This window comes from Snodgrassella sp. ESL0304, from assembly GCF_013344995.1.
GTDB classification, from domain to species: domain Bacteria; phylum Pseudomonadota; class Gammaproteobacteria; order Burkholderiales; family Neisseriaceae; genus Snodgrassella; species Snodgrassella alvi.
The window spans coordinates 191,903-213,114 of sequence record NZ_JAAEDR010000017.1 but is presented as its reverse complement, the minus strand read 5'-3'; the positions used below and the strand labels follow the sequence as shown (position 1 = coordinate 213,114).

The following is a 21,212-nucleotide window of genomic DNA, read 5'->3' as shown; positions in this document are numbered from 1 at the left end:
GGATCAGCAAAATCGCCCGGATCGCCCATATAGCGTGCCCAGCCATCAATCACTCCTGCAGGAATGCTGATAGAGTAAGTACCGAGTTTGCCAATAGTATCGGCGCGGCCACGGCTATCACGGTTATAGAACGGTACGGGTGCTTGCTGTGCTGGTTGTTCGCTCACATAATAGTCACAGCCGGCAAGCAGCAACACCACGATAAGCAAAATCTTTTTATATCCAGACTTCATAAGCAGCCTTGTTTCTCTATTTCATAGGATAAAAATTAACAGAAACTTTACCAAAAGGAAATAAAAAGTATGCTATTTTAGAATTTTTATTGTTTTAAATTAAATGTTAAGCAAAAGTTCAGTATTGATGCATATAGAATATATTGATAAATATTTACATTTAAATAAGCTTATCCAGCGCGGCGTATCTTATTGGTTTCATCGGCCGTTAAAATATGATTATGTTCATTCGCCACCGTCTGCATAAATTCCAGCGCGCCATTACCGGTAATGCTATCTGCAGAAGCTACTCCATAGGCCCATTCAGCATAATGATAGCCACTTGGCCAGTTGCTGATACACCGCTCCAACATCGGATAAATCACCATTTTCAATCTGCTTACGCCATGCCCTGATTTCAGCTGCCGATACTTTTTGTGCTTCTAACATGCTCTTCTCCCTAAGATAATCAATAAGTTGTACCACTATCAAAAACTAAGCCTTACCAATCTGTTTGCCCAGCAGCTTGCCTTCCCGTGTTACGCGCCAGCTTTCCAGTATCTGCATAACCCTGCCCTCCATTTCCTGCCACCGTGGCAGATACGTCCTGCTATAGCTCATCCGTACCTGAATATGCCAGTCATCGTTATAAAACATATGACCACAAGAATTGATATGCTGAGTAAATTGACAATTGATATAGGTTTTAATATTGCCGGCCTGATCTTTTTTAAGCAAAATATCTTTGGTATTCGCATCCGATTTCCACGGCTCGCTGGTTTTTGGATCAATACCATTATTTGCCTTATACACAGTTAAGCCATACAACGGTTGTTTCTGTTGAATATAGTCAAAATTGGTAACTTCCTTTGCTGATCTAAAGATAATTTGCACATAGGCATTAAAATTCAATGGTTTCGCACCATAGACACCATAGGCACTGACGTCCGCCCAAGGAAATGGTAAATAATTAGGGATAAGGGTCTCATTATCGTGGCGATAATCCTGTTGTGTCTGCCGAAAAGAGGTATAAACATCGCCATCAGTAATACGATATAGAAAGCCAAATGATTCAATCGGCAAATCGTAAGATTCCGGCGGGCGCTGGTATCTGGCTTTGATTTTAGGATCAGCAAAATCGCCCGGATCGCCCATATAGCGTGCCCAGCCATCAATCACTCCTGCAGGAATGCTGATAGAGTAAGTACCGAGTTTGCCAATAGTATCGGCGCGGCCACGGCTATCACGGTTATAGAACAGAGGTGCTTGCTGTGCTGGTTGTTCGCTCACATAATAGTCACAGCCGGCAAGCAGCAACACCTGCCACAGCACCACGATAAGCATAATCTTTTTATATCCAGACTTCATAAGCAGCCCTTTTTCTCTATTTATAAAGATAAATTAACATTTTATTTACATTCAGGAAATGGCTGAATGTTGTTTGGTGTTTAAATTTTCTGTTATTTGATAATTGTTAATGACTAAATAAAATTTGTGAAATAATTATATTGTCAGGATATGTTATATATTATGAATAAATATTTATATATGAATAATATTGGGTTTTGATAATTGGTTATGCATAGATTTGGTTGAGGCATGTTATACGCTAATTGCTATAGGTTGATGTTGGATTCGGCAACGGATGTGATTATTATTTTCTGATACGTGTATATGGATGCGCAGTGCAGGCAGATTTTGATTGGTATGTAATTAAAGGAATTGAATCGATTATAGAAAATGGCGGAAAACAGAAGTTTAAGCGATGTTATGAGTATTACTGCTTGGCTGTTTTGATGTTCATGGTTTGCTTTTTGTTGGATTTATGGGTTTCTGTTTGTGTATTGCAACGCTACCGGTAAGATTTTACTGGTAGCGTTTTGTATGAGATGGCTGGGTTAGCGTGCGCCGAAGCCGGTGAGCATGGTTTTGAGGGTTTTGAAGAATATGAGTATATCAAGTGAGAAGGAAAAATGTTTGATGTAGTAAAAATCATGTTCGATTTTTATCTGGGTTTGTTCGGTGTCGGCAGCGTAGCCCTGAGTAACTTGCGCCCAGCCGGAAATACCGGGTTTGACAATGTGGCGGTAGTCATAAAAGGGAATTTCCTGAATAAACTGGTCGACAAATACTTTTTGCTCGGGACGGGGACCAATCAGGCTCATGTCACCTTTCAGGATGTTCCAGAATTGCGGCAGTTCGTCGATGCGGGTTTTGCGGATGATGTGTCCGATACGGGTGACGCGGGCATCCCCAAGTTGCGCCATGCGGGCACCGTTTTTCTCTGAATCGCTGCACATGCTGCGAAATTTATAAATACAAAATTCTTTGCCGCTGCGTCCTACACGGTTTTGCCGGAACAGGATGTTACCCGGGCTTTCAAGTTTGATGGCAATGGCAGTAATAAGCATTACCGGCAGGGTAACAGGGGCAGACAGCAGGATAAGAACGATGTCGAATACGCGTTTAATCAATACATAGGTTGGTGAAGGCAGTAAAGAACCAAGATCATTTTCATATAGGTGATGAATTTTAACCCGTCCGGTAAGAAATTCTTCTACCTGACGAATATTGTAGACAGGCATGCCATTGAGGGTTTGCCGGGCAAGAAATTTCTGCCAGTGGTTGTCGAGCTCAGGTTCGTGCAGGTCGGCAACAATGCCGTTAATAACAGAGGTCTCAGGCAGGCAGGGGCTGGTTAATTTTATCCAGTTGACATTGGGAAGCTGGTCGGCGTTGCTGGCACGTCCGTAGGGCAGGTATGCGTAGGTTGTTATGAATTTGTTGCGGTAATAGATATAAGAAATACACAGAAACAGGGACAGACAGCCTGCCATGAATAAAAACCATACGGTATAGGGCAGGTTAAAGAATTTGGCCGTCATCCACATGCCGAAAAACCAGAAGAAAGCATGCGGCAGAGCAATCACTGCGGATTTTCTGCCGGGAAAGTTGCTGAATACGGATAAAGATTTGGTTGTCAGAATATGGGCAATACCGGCAAGAATTATGCTGGTGATGAAAGCAGCACGCCCCTGAGCAAAGCCTTTAATAGGCTCCATGATGGCCAGCGGCAGTAGCATTACCAGCAGGGTTCCGAAGAAAAGACGGCTTTTATAGGACAGTAAACTTCGCATAATTGTTTTTTATTTGTTCAGGCGCAAATGTTGGTAGAGGTTGCCCAGCAGGCTGGTGGGCAGCAGACGGCTGCTGCCGCGCAGGGCAAAACAGCTTAGTGCCGGCAGCAATGGCTGGCTTTTGAGGCGGTGTTTTAGACGCAGCAGCTGCCATTCGCTGCGAAGGTAGCGCAGCCCGCGCCGGCGGGCATGCATGTTGTGGCCGGCACGGGCATACACGAGGGTTTCCGGCAGGTTTGCTGCCTGATAGCCGGCCGCCAGCAGGCGCAGCCACAAGTTGTAATCTTCCATCCACTGGTGATGCTGATAGCCGCCTACTGCCTGTACCGCACTTTTGCGGTAGGCCGCAGCCATGTGATTAATCGGGTTGCGCCACTGAGCATAATGGCGGATGGCACTGTCTGTAAGAGGTACCTGCCTGACTGTGCCGCTTAGTTCCGGGGTTGTGCTGAATTCAGCTATCTGCCCGCTGAACAGGGCGATATCGGGGTTTTCCAGGATATATGCACACTGGTATTCAAACCGTCCGGGTGCGCAGATGTCGTCAGTATCCATGCGCATGATCCATTCATGCCGGCAATGTTCCAGTCCGGCATTAAGGGCATGTCCGAGACCGACGTGTTGCGGCAGGGGGACGATTTTCAGAGGCAGCCGGGTCTGATAGCTGTTCAGTACGCTATGCAGTTCAGTACCTACGGCACCATCCAGTACCATGATGATTTCGTCGGCCTGTATGCTCTGCGTGCACAGGCTTTCCAGACAGGCGCTGAGCCAGTCGGGATGTTCCTGTGCATATAAGGAAAGCAGAACGGAAAAAGGGCGCGTTTTCATGGTTGTGGCAGTGATGGATGCCTATGCTAATAGTTTGTCAAGATTTGTTTATTATATCGCAACAATGCAGGCAGGTGCCTCCCGGATGACAGCGGGCGCAAGTTTATGCTGTTACATCAAAGATAGTTGCTGATTTTTTTACATTTATATCTATTTATACTGTGATGATGGCTGCTGGCTGTTTTGCTCAAATGAGGCCGGATCGGGCAGGTAGTGCTCGTAAAATGCACTTTGAGCAGCGTGCAGTTGTGCCAGTTCGGTGCTGTTGTTGCTGGTGCAGGTATCGTTGAGACAGACAAAACGGATTTCCGGGTGGCGATGCAGATAATGGATAGCGTTATTCAGTTCGGTGATGTTGCTGATGTTACGTACGAAGCCGTCGTTATGTTTTTGGGGTATGAATGCACCGCTGGCGAGTTGCCAGTAGCGATTGAGGTAGATGGTGAGGTCGTTACCGGCGCGGAAGCGGTTTGCGGTGCTGGCAAGTATTTCCGGTTCGAAGTGCTGATAAACCTGTTGCAGGGTACTGCGGGTGTAAGGCTGGGGCAGATGCCAGTGAGCAAACCAGAAATAATGGCGGTAAAGGTATTTGAGCAGGAAATTGCTGAATTTTTCACGCAAACTGTAGCTATGGGCAAATAATTGCTGTTTATTCAGTGAGGCCGGCTGATACAGGCGGTTAATCAGGGCAATATTGTTATTCAGTGCATCTACCCAGCTGTTGCGGCCGCGCAGACGGCGAAACAGGCTGCCGCGCTTTAGCCAGCCATGACAGAGAAAGTCTACCGGCAGCCCTTGCTGAAACAGCCGCTCACGCGGGGCAGGACGCAGAATGACGGTGTCGTCGTTAAGATAAACAAATTGTTCACTCAGGCCTTTAAGGTTAACCAGATTCATTTCGATAGCTGAGGAATTGAATACTGGCAGATTCTGCGGGCGGATAAACAGTTGCCGGTGGCTGACAATTTCGATTTTCGGATGGCTGGTTTTCAGCCATGGCGGCTGCTGATCGGCGGTTATCAGGTAAATTTTGTGATACCATGGGCAGTTTTTTTCAATGGAGCGCAGCACATAACGCAGGGTGCCGAAATCCTGATAACGGTTATTACTGGTCGCGTCACTGTGTCCCTGATGCTGTGGCTGATAGTGGTTTTTTGCAGCCAGCCAGTCCGGATCGCTGTTGTCTACCCATGGCAGAACAAAATCAATCGGGGTATTGTCAGTACTGGTGTTCATCGGTTTTTCCGTTTGAGCAGCACTATCAGTTTCTGGCTGTTACGGGCGCCAAGTGTAGTACGCAGAGTGTTCAGGATTCTGCGTTTGAGCCGGTTGACGCCTTTACTGTCATTAAGCCATGTACCGTCGTAGTGATGAATGCAGACAGTATTAGCAGTACGGTTCAGTTCATGGGTATAGGCATTTTTGGCCATGAAGTAATCACTTGGATAAACGCAGACATAGCCGGGAATTTCCTGCCGCTGATCGTTAAGGATAATTCCATGCTTTTGGTATATTTGTTTAAATAACTGGTTGATGGTAATAAGCTTCTGCGGGTTGAATTCAAGATTCTGATACTGTTGCCAGATATCCTGCATAAGAATGCTTCCGGCTTCACAACCCATTACGCCAGCCTGAGGGTTACAGGTAAGCTCGCGGGTATAGGGATTCATACCTTGTTCGAAACCGGTGAAGCAGTGATGGTGCAGAAACGGGTCGAATGAGGCAATCATCTGTACATCGGTATCCAGATAGATGCCGCCATGCTGATAAAGTGCCTGAATACGGCAGACATCGGCTACAAAGGCATATTTTCCGGCAGCATAGGCTGAACGGGTGTAAGCATTAGCCTGATAGTCAAAATTGTGTTCGTTCCACAGCTGAATCTGGTAATCGGGCAGAAACTGGCGCCAGCTGGCAATATATTGTCGGGTGGCGGCAGGCAGTGGCTGAGGTCCGAACCAGCAATAGTGAATCAGTTTGGGTATCATTGGGCAGGCCGGCGATAAATCAGAATTAACAGGATGCCAAAGGGTATGGCGGTGCTCAGACCGGTAATAAAGCCAAGTTTAATCCAATCGATAAAGGTATGTACACTGATGCTGTTTACCGGATGCCAGCCAATAGTGAGGATAATGGCGATGGTAGCAAAAACTGTCAGCCACAGCAGATAGGCACGGGTGCAGGGCAGGGACAGAATGTGTCTGCTGGTGTAATGCACCATTTCACTGCTGCGGTAAAGAAATGATATCAATGCCGCAAGCAAAATGCCGGCACTGCCCCATATCTGTATAAAGCATACTGAGCAGGTAATGTTCAGAGCAGCTTCGATCAGTGCCTGTGGTTTGGTGTCTTTGTAGCGACCAGCTGCCATGATCATGGTCATACTCGGAATACGGCTGTTTTCAATAATGCCCACCAGTAAAAACAGGGCAGCCAGCACGGGCTGATGGTAGTTGGCATCGGTCATATTACGGGTATAAAGCTGAATAAAGGGTGCCAGCAACAGGCCGGTGCATGTATAGACCCAGCCCAGAAAGCACATAAAGAGACGATTATAGCGGCAGAAATTCTGACGGGTACGCTGAATATCTGTGGTAAGGCTATGACCGAAAATAGCCTGCATGCCTTGTGACAGTGATTGCAAGGCCATTTTGATGGCGCCGAAAATCAACGCATAAACGGCGTAGATGCTGGCGTCTTTCAGTGACAGGAAAAAAGTAATCAGTACCAGTGGTGAGCTGAATATCAGCAGGCCGGTTAGCTGATGGGTAAGGGCATCCCATGTTTGTTGCAGCTTATACGCGTTATGTTTGTCGTAATGCTGGTTCAGATTGTGATAGTGGTGTTTTACATAGTGACGGTACAACAGAAATTTACTCGCCTGTATCAGGGTAGAGATAAACTGAACAGTCAGAATACTATAGCCGTTACGGATCAGCCAGTAGCATACGACGATGTTAACGAAGATGCTGCCAGCCTGAATGGCGGAAATGATATAGGTTTTCTGGTCGGCAGTAAGTAAGGCACGGTAGCTGCCGAAAAAGAAAAAATCCAGAATATTCACGGCACCCATTATCAGTACCATGTAAAAGGTAAGGCTGGCACTGATTTCGGTGTGGGTAAGCCAGGCAAACAGGATAGCCAGTATCAGTAATGCGACGGCAAACAGCCAGCCGGAGATGCGGTAAAAGTGATGGGCGGCTGCAAGAATGCGGTTACGCAGCTGGTTATCCTGTGCAGTCAGCGCCTGATAAAGGGCTACGACGGCAGCTGCACCGATGCCAGCCTCTAGTAAAGTCAGGTAGGCAATAAACTGTTTGATAGAGGCCAGCATACCGTTGGTTGCTGAACCATAGGTTACAACAATTAACGGCGGCAGGATAAATCCGCCCAGTGCAGTTATCAGTTGCAGCAGCAGATTAGCGGATATGTTTTTCAGGATAACTGCACGGGTACTCATGAATATTTAAGCGGATAGGTGCCGGCTTAATGACATTTACCACTACGCTGCATCCGGCCGTAACGACCGGTAATGGCGTTGATGTCCTGCATAGCTGAGTTGTCTACACCACTGAATACAACGCGCATTTTGGCAATGCTGGTAGCGGAACTGCCGGATGACTGGCTGTCACTGTCGCTGCTACCGCCCAATGTGGTGATAAAGGCGTCACTGAATCCCTGCATTTTGGCACGCGCCATCAGGCCTTCTGCATCTTCCCGGCGGTTAAATACGCCAAGGCTGACTTTACCCTGATTAACACCGTAGTCAAATCCCTGTTCCTGCAGACGGGCACGTATACTGCTGTCATTACCGGAAGAGAGGGCAACCATGTAGCGGGTAGGAGCAGCTGTCTGACGGGTTTTGACCGGAGCGCTGACCTGTTCTATAAAGCGGCTGGTGGTAAACGGCCAGTGAGTAAGCAGGCCTTTGATACGATGAAAATCGTCTTCCGGCAGGGTAACAGTGGCAGTACAGGTATTGGCCGGAGCAGCAGGCTGTTTGTCAGTGTTGTCGGAAGCAGTAGTAGTAGCGGCAGTAGTTGTTTTGGGCGCAGCAGTAGTCTCTGTTTTGCTGGCAGCTTTAGCCGCTGTTGTATTGCTGCCGGCAACAGTTTCAGTTTCTGTTGCCTGCCGCACACTGATGTCAGGACTGGCGGGTGCAACAGCTTCTGTTTCAGGGCTGGCCGCACTGGCTGCAGCAGGTGCACCAGAATTACTATGTACCAGTTTCCCTGCTATCATGCTGCCGAAAACAATGATATTGAGTGCTACCAAAATTGCAAACAGCCATTTCATGCGTATTCAACCCAGTTTAGTAAACCGTAAATCACTAAATTATCCACAATTTCAATGCGGTTGTCTAAGACAAATGTATTAGGGAGTGCCTGAGCCACTTTATTGGCACCACCGCCGGTAATAATAATGTCGACAGGTTTGCCGGCACCGATTTTCTGTTGCAGGCGCGCATGCATCAGCACAATAGCCCCGCAGACTGCGTCCATAATGCCGCTGGCCATGGCATTCGGGGTGGTGGTGGCAAAAGCGTATGGTTTGCCCAGCGGCCGGTTAAGGTTAGCAGTGCGCCGCGATAATGCCTCTTTCATTAAATAAAAACCCGGCAGGATACTGCCACCAAGATAATGGTTGGTGTCGGTAAGGGCATCTACTGTGACAGCTGTACCACAGCTGACTACAACACAGGCCTGACGGCTGTAGCGCCGGCTGCCGATGAGATTAAACCAGCGGTCGGCACCATGTTCGGCCGGATTGCGGTAATGATTAGAGATGCCGAGTGCTTCCGGCATGGAAGGCAGCCACTGTACGGGCAGTGGCAGAATACCAGCGATTTGCTGCTGGCGGGCTTCTCCGCAGACAGCACAGCCGATAATGCGCTGTACGCCGGCCCCTTGTCTGGTCCAGTCCTGTATCAGTGGCTTCAGGTCGTAGTAGGCTGCTTTGCCATAAGCCAGTATGCAGCCGTTTTCTACCCATGCCCATTTGAGTTTGCTGTTGCCGGCATCCAGTAACAGATAGCGTTTTCTGTTATTGGCTTGTACCTGATTCTGTGCAGTCCCCGGGCGCAGGCTGATTTCACCGGTGACGAAACTGCGTTCTCCGTCGGCAGTTTGCAGCAATAAAGCCCCCGATGCTGCAATCCCGTTAACGGTACCTTCGGCAATGGTCTTGCCGTTGGCCAAGAGATGGACTATTTGTCCCTGATCCCGATGCAGCTGGTTGTAATCATTAAGAAACGATTCTAGCCCGGTCTGGTCAAACAGAGGCAGATATTGTGCCAGTTTGGCCAGAACACCCTGAAAAATCTGTGTTACCTGTGCATGTGGCAGAAGAGACAGAATAGCTGCGGCTGTGCCTACCTGATCGGGCAGACTGAAATTGATGCCGATACCGATAACAGCAGTGGTCTGATTCTGTTGCGCTATGGTTTCAATCAGGATGCCGCCAAGTTTGTTTTTATCCAGCATCAGATCATTCGGCCATTTAATTTGTGCCGTTACACCGAGTTCGCGTAAAGTTTGTGCGACAGCCAGCGCTACTACCAGCGCCAGACCGCCAAGCTCTGCCTGAGGCCGCTTAAATGACCAGCTCAGGCTGAACATAAGGCAGTCACCGATACGGTTTTGCCATGATTTGCCCTGACGTCCGCGTCCGGCAGTCTGCTCATAAGCCAGACAGATTTGCGGCGCTGTATTTACCGGTGCATAGCGCAATTGCTCCAGCAGGACGCTGTTGGTCGATGTGGTCTGCTCCAGCAGCTGCGGATTAAACCCGTACTGACGGGCACTGGTATTGAAGATGTGTTCCGGTATTAATGCCAGAGTTTTAGTTAGCTGCCAGACACCATTGCGCTGACGCAGCAGATTCTGGATATGGGCAGGCATATCCTGCCATGCTGCATTGAGCTGCGGTATTTTTTTATTCAGAATGCCTGCCAGTGTCTGGACTTCATGTGCCAGACCATCGGCAAGCAAGGCCAGTAACGGCCAAAACGGTGTGTTCATAAAATGGCATCACCAAGGGTGTCATTGGTTACAACAGGTTAAATTCAATTTGCTGTGTCTGACGGCTGCGCCGGATGCAGACAGGCTGTTAAAACGGCCGTGCAGTCACAACCGTTGTTAATATTATCGCATGGTTCGGTAAATGTATTTGGCTGTGCAGGTTTATTCGACCACAATTTTGGGGAAACGCCGGCTATAGTCTTTACCCTGATCTGCCAGTGCCTGCACCAGCTGCCATGCAGCCTGTTCATACAAGCCGGCTATTTGCGGCTGCTGCTCTGCCAGTATGCCGGCGGTACCGTTATCCATGGCCTCACGTACAGCCATTGTTAACGGTAGCTGACCCAGCAGGGGAACACCGAGTTTATCAGCAAGCTGTTTACCGCCATTCTGTCCGAAAATAGATTCGGTATGGCCGCAGTTAGAGCAGATATGCACCGACATGTTTTCAAGTACGCCGAAAATGGGAATATTGACTTTCTGGAACATATTGACTGCTTTGCGCGCATCAATCAGTGCTATATCCTGCGGTGTGGTCACTACAACCGCACCGGTAACCGGAATTTTCTGTGCCAGTGTCAGCTGGATATCGCCTGTACCGGGGGGTAAGTCGATAATCAGATAATCGACATCATCCCACTGGCTCTGAAACAGAAGCTGCTGTAAAGCCTGACTAACCATCGGGCCGCGCCAGATAACTGCCTGATCAGTATCAACCAGAAAACCAACGGACATCACCTGAATTTCACCGGCAGCCATGACCGGAATCAGCTTATCTTGATGCTGACGCGGTTCAAGGCCGGCGACACCGAGCATGGTAGGCTGGCTGGGGCCGTAAATATCAGCATCAAGGACGCCGACACGAGCACCCATGCGGCTCAGGGCAATTGCCAGATTAGCACTGGTAGTCGATTTGCCCACACCGCCTTTACCTGAGGCAACCGCAATAATATTTTTGACGCCGGCAATGGTTTGCACACCGGGCTGCACTTTATGTTTGCCTATCGCCAGTTGTACCTGAACAAATAATGGTGTGTCACCGAATTCAGTGGTAATGGCCTGATCAATACGCTGTTGCAGTTCGTCAATCAGATGGGCAACCGGATAGGGAAAAGTAAGATCCAGATGAATGCCGTCACTGGCGACGGTAACATTACTCAGGGCTTTTTCACTGCCCAGTGTACGGTTACTGTCCGGAATAGATATTGTGTTAAGTAAGGCGGTAATGGATTGTGTGTTCATACAAATTAAGTCCGCAACTGTATTTCCGGCGCATATTTTACCCTATTTGGTCTGCAGCCAGTATTTGCTTAAGACGGTAGTGAATAATCAGGTTGGTGGCTGGGTGTTTTCAGATTCAGCAGAGCTGCCGGAGCCAGCTTTGCTGTGCTGCTGCCGGCTGCGGATCCAGAGTAAACGCAGACACAGAGGGGCAGGATAAAGTAACAGTATGGAAACGATGAGGTAATGCAGATTATGCCAGTCTATAACCAGCTGTCCATGTGCAAGTGACCATAATGCCCATGACCATTGCCACCATGCAGGTAAACTAAATGCCAGTACAATCAGCAGCGCAGCTGTTCTGAGCAATGTCAGAGGCCATATCTGCTGTTGCTGTACTGCGCGGTTTAACTGTAGCAGTGTACGAAAAGCCAGGCTGAGAATGAATACCATACCGCCGTTGGCGATTACCTGTAACCAGCTAAAGGCAATGTCTGGTGATACCGGTAAACTGTTGCGTGGTACTGGCGTCTGTTCCATTGAAATACTGGCAACAATATTCAGTATGAAACTGTAAATCAGATCCAGCCATAACAGTAATAGTGGCCAGGTACGTTTCAAACGTTGAAACATTGTTATGCAGCCGTGGAAATCAATAATACGACAGTGTAACCACTGGCACTGGTCACTGTAAATGGCTGGTAGCCGGATATTTTTGCTAATAAATGCTGAAACTGCTATATAAAAAATAATTAATAATTGCAAAATCGGGCAAATATTGATGGCGGAATAATGAAGCGCTAGTGTGAGGCACTGCGAAATGCCCGGTATTCATTTTCAGGTAATCATTAGTTATCTGTTTATCTGTGGTTTGCTTACCAGCCAGAAATAATGGTCAGTCATGTATAAGCAAACTGAACATGATATCGGGCAAATATGTTTCAAATTCATTCTGAATAATACAATTTTGTTGTTATTTAATTTATTATGCATTTAGTTCTCTTGTTTGTCTGACCGGTTTTAATCTGTGCATATCTCTGATATCGGTAATATTATATCTTTGAAAAATAATAATTTTTATTTGCATTTTTTATGCAATTTGAATGAAAATTACTTGTATTCAATTATAAAAAATTTAATCTATTTGAATAATTGTAAAGATTATCTATCAGCATTATTTATCTTTTTAAGTTAGAATAAACACTCAAATTTTGCTAATTTGAAATTTTACTGAATATTTTTATTTATTTTCTGACCTTTAATTAAGGTCTTTTTTTATTTTATGCGTTTGAGAAAAAACACAATGACAAGACATTTGCCAGTTGTGATGAAAATAAGTGCGGTGTTAATCAGTACTGCGGTAGTTGTTTCTCCTGTATATGCTTCAGGATATCATTTGGGATTACAGTCGGTAACAGCTGTTGGAACCGGTAATGCAGCTGCTGCTGAAGCGGCCGATGCGGCAACAATTGTCAATAATCCTGCCGGATTGACGTATCTGGATGGCACCCAGCTTGATACTAATCTGTTTGTGATTAAGCCCGATATTAAATACAGTAATGCCCGTGGGACATTTTCAGACGGTGCGGCTGTACAGGGACCTGAGCATGGCAATATTGCCAATACTGCGCAATTGGTGCCGCAGCTGTATTTTTCCCATCGCCTGAACGACAGATGGGGTATGGGACTTGGGGTATATATTCCGTATGCGGCCAGAACCAATGACAGTTCTGATTCAGTATTGCGCTATAACGTAAATAAAACCAACGTAAAGGCATTGAATATTAATCCGGCTGTTGCCTATAAAATTAATGACAGACATTCACTGGGTGTGGGGCTGATTGCGCAATACCTGCATGCAGAAGTACAGAAATATGCGGATTTTACGCCGGTAGGCAGTGCACAGTCGGGAATACCGCAATCTGTATTACATCAGAAAGCTCCGGGCGCATTTGATGCACGCGCAACAGTCAAGGGTAATGACTGGGGCTATGGTTTTAATGCCGGCTGGTTATGGGACATTAATGATGATGTCCGGGTAGGTGTGAGCTATCGTTCGAAGATTAATCAGCATTTGCACGGTACTGCGCGCTGGAAACCTATGGGCAAATTTGCAGAAAACTATGCCCCGCTGTTTGAGCAGTTTGGCTTTAAGGCTCTGGAAGGTGCACAGGTACAGATTACTACGCCGGAAGTAGTATCTGTACACGGTATGTGGAAGGTCAATCCGCAGTGGAATGTTTTCAGCAATGTGAGCTGGACGCGTTCTTCACGTCTGCATGCTCTGGATATTAAATTTGAGAATGATAAGGCAATTGATCCGGTACATGGTGCTACTTCGAATACCACTCATATTGCCACAAACTGGCGTGATACTTATGCGGTTGGCTTGGGTGCTTCCTATCAGCAGAATCCGCATTTGCAGTGGCGTTTCGGCGTGAATTATGACCAGTCGCCAGTACGCAGTGCTTCTTCGCGTCTGTCTACTATTCCTGATGGTAACCGCTGGCTGTTTGGTGCCGGATTTAAGTATGATGTGGATAAAAAGAATACGGTAGCGGTATCGTATGCTTATCTGCATATTCAGCATACACATATGAATCAGCAGGATGAAGGAACACATGTATCAAGCAATGTGCGCGGTGAAGCTGATTATCGTTCGAATGCGCATATTGCCGGTGTTTCGTATACTTACCGGTTCTGAAATCTGTCCGGATGGCTGCTTGATGTCATTGTTTGATTATTGTTTTTTTAAGCCATTGAGATTAATAAACTTTAACTAGAATATTGACATAAATTACAGATACTTTTCTTTGTTGTGTACTAATCTGTCGTATGATGGTTCAGCTGTTCCATTTTGGATAAAGCATTGTTAAACAAGGAGATGTATTATGAAGCATCAAGAAGGTTTACAAGATCCAAGAACCAAGTACTACCATCAGGATTTTTCTAAACAGCATCAGCCTGCACCAGGCTTGCAGAGCAGAATGGATCCGGTGCCGGATTGCGGTGAAAGAAGCTATGAAGGTCATGGTCGTTTGCACGGCCGTAAAATTCTGGTAACTGGTGCCGATTCAGGTATTGGTCGTGCTGCTGCTATCGCTTATGCACGCGAAGGTGCCGATCTGGCCATTAATTATTTGCCAGCTGAAGAAGAGGATGCCAAACAGGTTGCTGCTCTGGCACAGGAAGCCGGCCGTAAGGTGGTGTGCATACCCGGTGATTTGAGTGACGAGCATTTTTGCAAACAGCTGGTTGAAAAAGCTCATACTGAGCTGGGCGGCCTTGATGGTTTGACTTTAGTGGCTGGTAAACAGACTGCGGTAGAGCGTTTCTGTGATATCAGCACTGAACAGTTGAAAAAGACTTTTGAAGTGAATATTTTTTCCCTGTTCTGGGTGATTCAGGCTGCTATGCCGCACTTGCCAGCCGGTGCCACTATTGTGACGACCAGCTCTGTACAGGCATATCAGCCTAGCCCGAATCTGGTCGACTATGCCACTACTAAAGCCGGAATTGTGGCTTTTACTCAGGCGTTGGCTAAACAGGTTGCCGCCAAAGGTATCCGGGTTAATTCTGTGGCTCCCGGCCCAATCTGGACTGCACTGGAAATTACCGGTGGTCAGCCTCCTGAAGCTATTCCGAAATTCGGTCAGAGTGAATCAGTACTTGGTCGTGCCGGACAGCCTGCCGAACTAGCATCTACCTATGTTTTCTTAATGTCTGAAGAATCCAGCTATGTGACAGCACAGGTATACGGAGTAACTGGTGGTATTGTGCTGTAAGCCAGTACTTTAAAGCGTAATCTGTATTAATCCGTACCGAAATTTTTTTCCGCTCTGATTGTTTATCAGCCGGAGAGCTTAAATTCCGGTACGGATTTTTGTTAATTACAGACGGATTTTCTGCGTTCTTCTGACCAGCCAGTATTTATTTGACAGGCTGTAGTCATGATTTTCAAAAATCGTCCGGTATGATTCTTGTATTCTGGGCAGGAGTGTTATCCCGTATCTGTAAATGATTACTTATTGACTGTATAAGCATTGTATTAAATAAATTGCTTCAGTATTGAAATTCCGGACATTGCCTCTCTTTCAGGCAAACTATTTTATTCTCATAATTTTGATACTAAGCAGTATTTATCTTATTGGTATATTCTGCTCCGATAATAAATACGAATAGTTATGTTTTACGCGGATAACTAACTGATAAAATTATGGGTATGTTGCTGTAAAAATAAAAATAAATAGTGAAAATAAGTTAAATTATATAAATATTTTATAAATTAAATGGCTATTTCAGGTTATTTTCAACAGTTTAACAGATGGTGAGAACCATTATTGTTATAAGGCAGTGTTTTTATTTAATATTTTGTTAAATAAAGAATATTTTATCAAATTATTATGAAAATTAGTCTTATTTAGATTAAAAATAGTTATTTAATTTAATGTTATGATAACCCTAAATGGTTGTATTGCTGATTGGGCATAATTTATTGCTTTGTTAATACAGCTGTTTAGAGGGGAGTCGGGTTGCGGGCTAGTAATAGTCTGCAACCCAAGACAAAAAAGATATTATTTTAGAATATTTTTCCCCGTATAAATGACTGCGCGATGTCAGTGCATCGCCTAATCTGCTGATGATACCGGCGACGATAAATTAATAAACAAAATTCTATGAATGACGTTCAGGCTATGACGGCAAATGAGTCAGGGCGGTTTGTTGACGACTGTTTAGTGATTGAGCATGCCTGTCTGGACGGATTAGCAGAAGAGTTTTGAGTAAAAAGGAAACAGACATGGAAGGCAAAAAAGTTGTACTGGATTGTTTAAACCGGTTACTGGCAGGAGAGCTGGCCGCACGTGACCAGTATTTTGCGCATTCACGCATGTATGAAGATATGGGCTATATGAAGCTTTTTCAGCGTATAGACCATGAGATGCAGGAAGAAACCGATCATGCTCACCAGTTTATTCACCGTATTCTGATGCTCAATGGCAAACCGGAAATGGTACCGGATGCAATTAATGTCGGTACTGATGTGATTAGTATGCTTGAAAATGATCTGGCAACAGAGCTTTGTGTACGCCAGAATCTGAAAGATGCAATTAAGCTGTGTGAGCAGGAACAGGACTATGTCACCCGGCAGTTTCTGGTGACACAGCTGAAAGATACTGAAGAAGACCATGCCCACTGGCTGGAGCAACAGTTACGCCAGATTGAAATAATGGGTTTGCCGAATTATCTGCAAAGCCAGCTGTAAGGAGAAAGATATGCAGGGTGATCGTCTGGCCTTACAGGTATTGAATAAAAATCTGGGTCTGCTGCTGGTATCTATCAATCAGTATTTTTTACATGCACGGATATTACGTAACTGGGGTTTTGCCGAACTGGGTGAGGCATTATACAAACATTCGATTCGCGATATGAAAAGTGCGGATGCACTGATTGAACGTATTCTGCTGCTGGAAGGACTGCCAAATTTACAGGAATACGGCAAAATTCTGGTTGGCGAAAATATCATCGAAATTCTGCAATGTGACCAGCAGGCAGAACAGGCAAAACATGTGGCACTGGCTGATGCCATTGCAGTATGTGAAAACCAGTTGGATTTTGTGTCCCGTGATTTGCTTGAACAGCAAAAAGCAGTAAATGAAGAGTATCTGGACTGGCTGGGAACACAGCTAGACCTGATTGAAGAAGTTGGTCTGGCTAATTATGCCCAGACCGCAGCGCAGGCAGACTGATACTTGCCTGAATGAAAAAACAACACGTTTGCGAACGTGTTGTTTTTTCAGCCAGAGAAATGATTAACTTTTAAGCAGCAGCTTCACTGACAACAGGTTGGTTATCCGTCTGGTTAAACCATGCCAGTTGCTCCCGCAACTGTACTACTTCACCGATAACCATCAGAGCCGGTGTATCAGCCTGCTGAGCCAGATCGGCCAGCTGATGCAACCTGCCGGTTAAGACACTCTGGCTGGACAGCGTACCATGAGAGATAATCGCAACCGGTGTATCGGCAGCACGTCCGTGGTTAATGAGTTGTCTGCTGATTTCAGCCGCTTTCAGCGTACCCATGTAAATAACCAGTGTCTGCCGGTTACGGGCGAGTGTCTGCCAGCCATAAGGCTGGTCGGCCAGCTGCTGATGGCCGGTAATAAATAATACACTCTGAGCATAATCACGATGGGTTAGCGGAATACCGGCATAGGCAGTTGCTCCCAGACCGGCACTGATACCCGGAATAATCCGAAACGGAATCTCAGCAGCCTGCAATATGGCACATTCTTCTCCGCCACGACCGAATATAAACGGATCACCGCCTTTCAGACGCACAACGCGTTTTCCCTGCTGCGCCCACTGTACCAGTAATTCATTGGTTTGCTGTTGCTGTACCTGATGGTGTCCGCAACGTTTGCCTACACTGATTTTTAATGCATCACGCCTGACCAGATCCAGTACTTCTGCTGAAACCAGTGCATCATATAACACCACATCTGCTGTCTGTATCGCCTGTAAAGCATGCAGGGTCAGCAGGCCGGCATCGCCCGGGCCGGCTCCGACCAGAGTAACTTCGCCCTGTGGCAAAGGCTGATGCTGTGTCAGTTGTTGTTGCAGCAGTGTTTCTGCTGCTGATTCATTGCCACGGGCAATATACTGGTTAAAACGGCTGTGTTCAAACAGATATTCCCAGAAACGCCTGCGTTCGCTCATGTTGTGCAGCGTGGCTTTGACTCGTTTACGCCAGCGTCCGGCTATCGCCGCTGCCCGACCGATAGAAAAGGGCAGTAATAATTCGATTTGCTGACGAATCAGCCGTGCCAGCACAGGTGCATGACCGCCGCTGCTTACCGCTACCTGTATCGGATTGCGGTCAATCAGTGCCGGGACAATAAATGAGCAGCAATCAGGCTGGTCTACGCTGTTGCAGAAAGTAGCTGCTGCTTCGGCTGCCTGAAAAATACGCCGGTTAAGCGCATGATCGCTGGTTGCGGCAATCACCAGAAAAATACCGTTTAATAAATCAGGGCTGAATTCGGTACTTATATGTTCAGCCTGTTGCCGGTCAAACCATTCTTTAAATCTGGCTGTAGTCTGCTGTGCGACGACCAGCAAATGCGCACCAGCTTCTAACAAAGCACTGGCTTTGCGTTCGGCCACGTGGCCGCCACCCACCAGTAATACCTTACGCTGGTGTAGTTGGGTAAAAATCGGGTAGTGATTCATGCTGACTTGTCGTTGTTGTTTATACGCTATCTTATAAGCGTCGGTGCCCGGATGAAAAAGAAGGAATTTTTCTAACCAAAGCGTTGGCAGTTATATCTGTAACAGCAGCATCAGTGACCGGAAATTTGGTTATAAAGAAAGAAATTTTTATTCTTTCCTCCATGCCGGCTGCACTTGTTACTATTTGTGCTATTCAGACAGTAATCCGGTTAAACAATTACTGTCATTAATAATTTGTGCATTCAGGATAGTGATAACCATGTTGCGTCCCCGTTTGTGGACTCCTCCGCATGATGCGGCTGCCACCGGCCGCCTGCCGGCTCTGACGGCCGAGCTGACAACACGCTTGCAGCAGATTGCACAGCAGCATCACCATGTTAAATTTGCTTCCAGTCTGGCGGTTGAAGACATGGTCATTACTGATGTGATTGCCCGCGAACAGCTGCCTATTGAAGTATTTACGCTTAATACTGGTGCATTGAACAGTGAAACACTGAGCTTGCTAGGGGCTGTGCGTCAGCACTGGGGTATTCATATTGCGGAATACCGGCCAGATGAACACGCTGTAAATGCATATATCGCCACTCACGGCAAACTGGCTTTTTATGACAGTGTTGCACTGAGGCGTGAGTGCTGTCATATCCGCAAAATCGAACCGCTTGGCCGTGCCCTGAGTCAGGCCGATGCCTGGATAACCGGACAAAGGCGTGAGCAGTCGGCAACACGTACGGCTCTGGCTCTGGCAGAGCAGGATCAGGTGCACGGCATGGCTAAATATAACCCTCTGGCCGAATGGCTGGAAACTGAAATATGGGCATATGCCCGGCAGCAGCAGTTACCGGTTAATGCCCTTTATCAGCAAGGTTATCCCAGTATCGGCTGTGAGCCCTGTACCCGCCCTGTAAAAGCAGGCGAAGACATTCGTGCCGGACGCTGGTGGTGGGAAAGTCAGGACAGTAAAGAATGTGGTTTACATAAATAAGCTGAAATCAACTCAGGGTTGCAGACAGAATGGTCTGTGCCCGTAACGGGAATATCATGAATATTCAAGACAAACATCTGGACTGGCTGGAAGCTGAATCTATTTATATTATCCGCGAAGTAGTGGCCGAAGCACGCAATCCGGCATTACTGTTTTCCGGTGGCAAGGATTCAGTGGTGCTGCTGTCTCTGGCTGTAAAGGCTTTTCAGATTCCGGGGCACAGCCTGCAACTGCCATTGACACTGGTGCATATAGATACCGGACACAACTATCCGGAAGTTATTGCTTTCCGTGATGAAGTCGTACGCCGCCTTGGTGCACGTCTGGTTGTCGGCAGCGTAGAAGAGTCGATCCGCCGCGGCAGTGTTACTCTGCGCCGGGCTACTGATTCACGGAATGCCGCACAGGCCGTCACTCTGCTGGAAACAATTGAAGCCAATGGTTTTGATGCATTAATGGGCGGCGCCAGACGGGATGAGGAAAAAGCCCGGGCTAAAGAACGGATTTTTTCTTTTCGGGATGAATTTGGTCAGTGGGATCCGAAAAACCAGCGTCCCGAATTATGGGATTTGTACAATACACGTCTGCATCCGGGTGAAAATATGCGGGTTTTTCCGATTTCCAACTGGACAGAACTGGATATCTGGCAATATATCGCGCGTGAACAGCTTGCTTTGCCGGAGATTTACTATGCACATCAGCGAGAAGTCGTTGAGCGCAACGATATGCTGGTACCGGTAACAGAGCTGACACCGAAAAAAGAAGGTGAAGTCAGTATTGTGCGCAGTGTGCGTTTCCGGACTGTCGGCGATATTTCCTGCACCTGTCCGGTAGCCAGCACAGCCAGTACAGCAGCAGAAATTATTGCTGAAACCGCACAAACCACGATTTCCGAACGTAATGCTACCCGTATGGATGATCAGGTATCGGAAGCGGCGATGGAAGAGCGTAAGAAAGCAGGTTATTTCTGATGACAGAAAAACAAACGGTATTACCGGCCAGAATATTTATTGTGCATGGTTTTCAGAGCAGTCCGCAGGATAACTGGTTCGACTGGCTGGCTGCACAGATCCGGCCAACCGGTGCAGAAGTAACCGTACCGCTTATGCCTCAGCCGGATTATCCGCAGGCAGCGCAATGGCAGCAGACACTGGATAAGCTTATCGGGCAGCCGGATGAACAGACTTTTCTGATTGGTCATAGTCTTGGCGTTATTACATTGCTGCAATTTCTCAGCCGGCATAAACCTGCACGGCTGGGCGGTCTGATTCTGGTTGCTGGCTTTGCCGCACACCTGCCCAAGCTACAAATACTGGATGGTTATATCGATGCCAGTCAGCCGGATTTTGCAGTATTGCAGCAAATCAGTATGCCGGTTCACAGCATTATTTCAACTAATGACCAATATGTTCCCGAAGCAGCCAGTAACCATATTGCCCATGCCTTGCATAGCAGTATTCAGTATATCCCTGATGGCGGCCATCTGATGGCAGAAGACGGCTTCAGAAAACTGGAACCTGCCCGGGACAGCCTGCAACAGATGCTGGCACAGGCGGCAACCTTAAAAAAGTGAGACACC

The 21,212-nt window shown here is 46.9% G+C and carries 21 protein-coding genes; 7 read left to right on the top strand and 14 right to left on the bottom strand.

Features of this window, described 5'->3' with window-relative positions; translation table 11 throughout:
* The 13 genes from GYX91_RS10620 to GYX91_RS10565 all read right to left on the bottom strand — a co-directional run.
* On the bottom strand, positions 1–233 hold a 233-nt coding region (locus GYX91_RS10620), incomplete at its 3' end, for a hypothetical protein (protein WP_174830776.1).
* A gap of 170 nt (positions 234–403) precedes the next feature.
* Entirely contained in the window at positions 404–586 is a 183-nt protein-coding gene (locus GYX91_RS10615) for a hypothetical protein (protein WP_174830775.1), read from the bottom strand.
* On the bottom strand, positions 537–662 hold the full coding sequence (locus tag GYX91_RS11155; protein ID WP_255454446.1) for a hypothetical protein: 126 nt from the start codon (positions 660–662) through the stop codon (positions 537–539). The genes GYX91_RS10615 and GYX91_RS11155 overlap by 50 nt, the downstream gene beginning before the upstream one ends.
* 45 nt (positions 663–707) lie before the next feature.
* Entirely contained in the window at positions 708–1,580 is an 873-nt protein-coding gene (locus GYX91_RS10610) for a hypothetical protein (protein ID WP_174830774.1), read from the bottom strand.
* A gap of 530 nt (positions 1,581–2,110) precedes the next feature.
* Complete coding sequence (locus tag GYX91_RS10605; protein WP_051506515.1) at positions 2,111–3,349, bottom strand: sugar transferase; 1,239 nt, start codon at positions 3,347–3,349, stop codon at positions 2,111–2,113.
* A 9-nt stretch (positions 3,350–3,358) separates the two neighbouring features.
* Positions 3,359–4,180, bottom strand: coding sequence for a glycosyltransferase (locus tag GYX91_RS10600; protein ID WP_174830773.1), 822 nt, complete (start codon positions 4,178–4,180; stop codon positions 3,359–3,361).
* Positions 4,181–4,330: 150 nt separating this feature from the next.
* Positions 4,331–5,416, bottom strand: a complete 1,086-nt coding sequence (locus GYX91_RS10595) for a stealth family protein (RefSeq protein WP_174830772.1) — start codon at positions 5,414–5,416, stop codon at positions 4,331–4,333.
* Positions 5,413–6,168, bottom strand: coding sequence for a glycosyltransferase family 32 protein (locus GYX91_RS10590; RefSeq protein ID WP_174830771.1), 756 nt, complete (start codon positions 6,166–6,168; stop codon positions 5,413–5,415). The genes GYX91_RS10595 and GYX91_RS10590 overlap by 4 nt, the downstream gene beginning before the upstream one ends.
* Positions 6,165–7,640, bottom strand: a complete 1,476-nt coding sequence (locus tag GYX91_RS10585; protein WP_174830770.1) for a lipopolysaccharide biosynthesis protein — start codon at positions 7,638–7,640, stop codon at positions 6,165–6,167. The genes GYX91_RS10590 and GYX91_RS10585 overlap by 4 nt, the downstream gene beginning before the upstream one ends.
* Positions 7,641–7,666: 26 nt before the next feature.
* Positions 7,667–8,476 carry a hypothetical protein gene (locus GYX91_RS10580; protein ID WP_174830769.1) on the bottom strand — a complete coding sequence of 270 codons (810 nt, stop codon included), beginning with the start codon at positions 8,474–8,476 and terminating at the stop codon, positions 7,667–7,669.
* Entirely contained in the window at positions 8,473–10,200 is a 1,728-nt protein-coding gene (locus GYX91_RS10575) for a biotin--[acetyl-CoA-carboxylase] ligase (protein WP_174830768.1), read from the bottom strand. Before GYX91_RS10575 ends, GYX91_RS10580 begins: the two co-directional genes overlap by 4 nt.
* A 162-nt stretch (positions 10,201–10,362) precedes the next feature.
* Positions 10,363–11,442, bottom strand: a complete 1,080-nt coding sequence (apbC, locus tag GYX91_RS10570; protein ID WP_037393749.1) for an iron-sulfur cluster carrier protein ApbC — start codon at positions 11,440–11,442, stop codon at positions 10,363–10,365.
* 87 nt (positions 11,443–11,529) lie between these two features.
* Complete coding sequence (locus GYX91_RS10565) at positions 11,530–12,054, bottom strand: hypothetical protein (RefSeq protein WP_174830767.1); 525 nt, start codon at positions 12,052–12,054, stop codon at positions 11,530–11,532.
* Between the two features lie 670 nt (positions 12,055–12,724).
* Between GYX91_RS10565 and GYX91_RS10560 the strand changes: the two genes are divergently transcribed.
* The 4 genes from GYX91_RS10560 (at position 12,725) to bfr (GYX91_RS10545) (ending at position 17,168) form a co-directional block, all read left to right on the top strand.
* Complete coding sequence (locus GYX91_RS10560) at positions 12,725–14,125, top strand: OmpP1/FadL family transporter (protein WP_174830766.1); 1,401 nt, start codon at positions 12,725–12,727, stop codon at positions 14,123–14,125.
* A gap of 187 nt (positions 14,126–14,312) precedes the next feature.
* The gene (locus tag GYX91_RS10555) at positions 14,313–15,206 is read left to right on the top strand and encodes an SDR family oxidoreductase (RefSeq protein ID WP_084551662.1); all 894 of its coding nucleotides are present in this window, start codon (positions 14,313–14,315) and stop codon (positions 15,204–15,206) included.
* A gap of 1,013 nt (positions 15,207–16,219) precedes the next feature.
* Positions 16,220–16,684, top strand: a complete 465-nt coding sequence (gene bfr, locus GYX91_RS10550; protein WP_025331758.1) for a bacterioferritin — start codon at positions 16,220–16,222, stop codon at positions 16,682–16,684.
* Positions 16,685–16,694: 10 nt separating this feature from the next.
* Positions 16,695–17,168, top strand: a complete 474-nt coding sequence (gene bfr, locus GYX91_RS10545) for a bacterioferritin (protein ID WP_174830765.1) — start codon at positions 16,695–16,697, stop codon at positions 17,166–17,168.
* Positions 17,169–17,238: 70 nt separating this feature from the next.
* Here bfr (GYX91_RS10545) and cysG read toward each other — a convergent pair whose 3' ends face one another.
* Positions 17,239–18,651, bottom strand: a complete 1,413-nt coding sequence (gene cysG / locus GYX91_RS10540; protein ID WP_174830764.1) for a siroheme synthase CysG — start codon at positions 18,649–18,651, stop codon at positions 17,239–17,241.
* A gap of 253 nt (positions 18,652–18,904) precedes the next feature.
* Here cysG and GYX91_RS10535 point away from each other — a divergent pair, with 253 nt between their 5' ends.
* The 3 genes from GYX91_RS10535 to GYX91_RS10525 are packed head-to-tail and all read left to right on the top strand — an operon-like array spanning position 18,905 to position 21,206.
* Positions 18,905–19,633, top strand: coding sequence for a phosphoadenylyl-sulfate reductase (locus tag GYX91_RS10535; RefSeq protein WP_216353285.1), 729 nt, complete (start codon positions 18,905–18,907; stop codon positions 19,631–19,633).
* A gap of 56 nt (positions 19,634–19,689) precedes the next feature.
* Positions 19,690–20,604, top strand: coding sequence for a sulfate adenylyltransferase subunit CysD (cysD, locus tag GYX91_RS10530; protein ID WP_174830763.1), 915 nt, complete (start codon positions 19,690–19,692; stop codon positions 20,602–20,604).
* The gene (locus GYX91_RS10525) at positions 20,604–21,206 is read left to right on the top strand and encodes an alpha/beta hydrolase (RefSeq protein WP_174830762.1); all 603 of its coding nucleotides are present in this window, start codon (positions 20,604–20,606) and stop codon (positions 21,204–21,206) included. The genes cysD and GYX91_RS10525 overlap by 1 nt, the downstream gene beginning before the upstream one ends.
* The last annotated feature ends 6 nt before the right edge of the window (positions 21,207–21,212 follow it).

Excerpts from the sequence above, each read along its gene's own strand:
- bfr (WP_025331758.1), top strand. The coding sequence starts at position 16,220 with ATGGAAGGCAAAAAAGTTGTACTGGATTGTTTAAACCGGTTACTGGCA.
- cysD (WP_174830763.1), top strand. The coding sequence starts at position 19,690 with ATGAATATTCAAGACAAACATCTGGACTGGCTGGAAGCTGAATCTATT.
- GYX91_RS10555 (WP_084551662.1), top strand. The coding sequence starts at position 14,313 with ATGAAGCATCAAGAAGGTTTACAAGATCCAAGAACCAAGTACTACCAT.
- apbC (WP_037393749.1), bottom strand. The coding sequence starts at position 11,442 with ATGAACACACAATCCATTACCGCCTTACTTAACACAATATCTATTCCG.
- cysG (WP_174830764.1), bottom strand. The coding sequence starts at position 18,651 with ATGAATCACTACCCGATTTTTACCCAACTACACCAGCGTAAGGTATTA.
- GYX91_RS10525 (WP_174830762.1), top strand. The coding sequence starts at position 20,604 with ATGACAGAAAAACAAACGGTATTACCGGCCAGAATATTTATTGTGCAT.
- bfr (WP_174830765.1), top strand. The coding sequence starts at position 16,695 with ATGCAGGGTGATCGTCTGGCCTTACAGGTATTGAATAAAAATCTGGGT.
- GYX91_RS10575 (WP_174830768.1), bottom strand. The coding sequence starts at position 10,200 with ATGAACACACCGTTTTGGCCGTTACTGGCCTTGCTTGCCGATGGTCTG.
- GYX91_RS10590 (WP_174830771.1), bottom strand. The coding sequence starts at position 6,168 with ATGATACCCAAACTGATTCACTATTGCTGGTTCGGACCTCAGCCACTG.
- GYX91_RS10585 (WP_174830770.1), bottom strand. The coding sequence starts at position 7,640 with ATGAGTACCCGTGCAGTTATCCTGAAAAACATATCCGCTAATCTGCTG.
- GYX91_RS10565 (WP_174830767.1), bottom strand. The coding sequence starts at position 12,054 with ATGTTTCAACGTTTGAAACGTACCTGGCCACTATTACTGTTATGGCTG.
- GYX91_RS11155 (WP_255454446.1), bottom strand. The coding sequence starts at position 662 with ATGTTAGAAGCACAAAAAGTATCGGCAGCTGAAATCAGGGCATGGCGT.
- GYX91_RS10605 (WP_051506515.1), bottom strand. The coding sequence starts at position 3,349 with ATGCGAAGTTTACTGTCCTATAAAAGCCGTCTTTTCTTCGGAACCCTG.
- GYX91_RS10610 (WP_174830774.1), bottom strand. The coding sequence starts at position 1,580 with ATGAAGTCTGGATATAAAAAGATTATGCTTATCGTGGTGCTGTGGCAG.
- GYX91_RS10580 (WP_174830769.1), bottom strand. The coding sequence starts at position 8,476 with ATGAAATGGCTGTTTGCAATTTTGGTAGCACTCAATATCATTGTTTTC.
- GYX91_RS10595 (WP_174830772.1), bottom strand. The coding sequence starts at position 5,416 with ATGAACACCAGTACTGACAATACCCCGATTGATTTTGTTCTGCCATGG.
- GYX91_RS10560 (WP_174830766.1), top strand. The coding sequence starts at position 12,725 with ATGACAAGACATTTGCCAGTTGTGATGAAAATAAGTGCGGTGTTAATC.
- GYX91_RS10600 (WP_174830773.1), bottom strand. The coding sequence starts at position 4,180 with ATGAAAACGCGCCCTTTTTCCGTTCTGCTTTCCTTATATGCACAGGAA.
- GYX91_RS10615 (WP_174830775.1), bottom strand. The coding sequence starts at position 586 with ATGTTGGAGCGGTGTATCAGCAACTGGCCAAGTGGCTATCATTATGCT.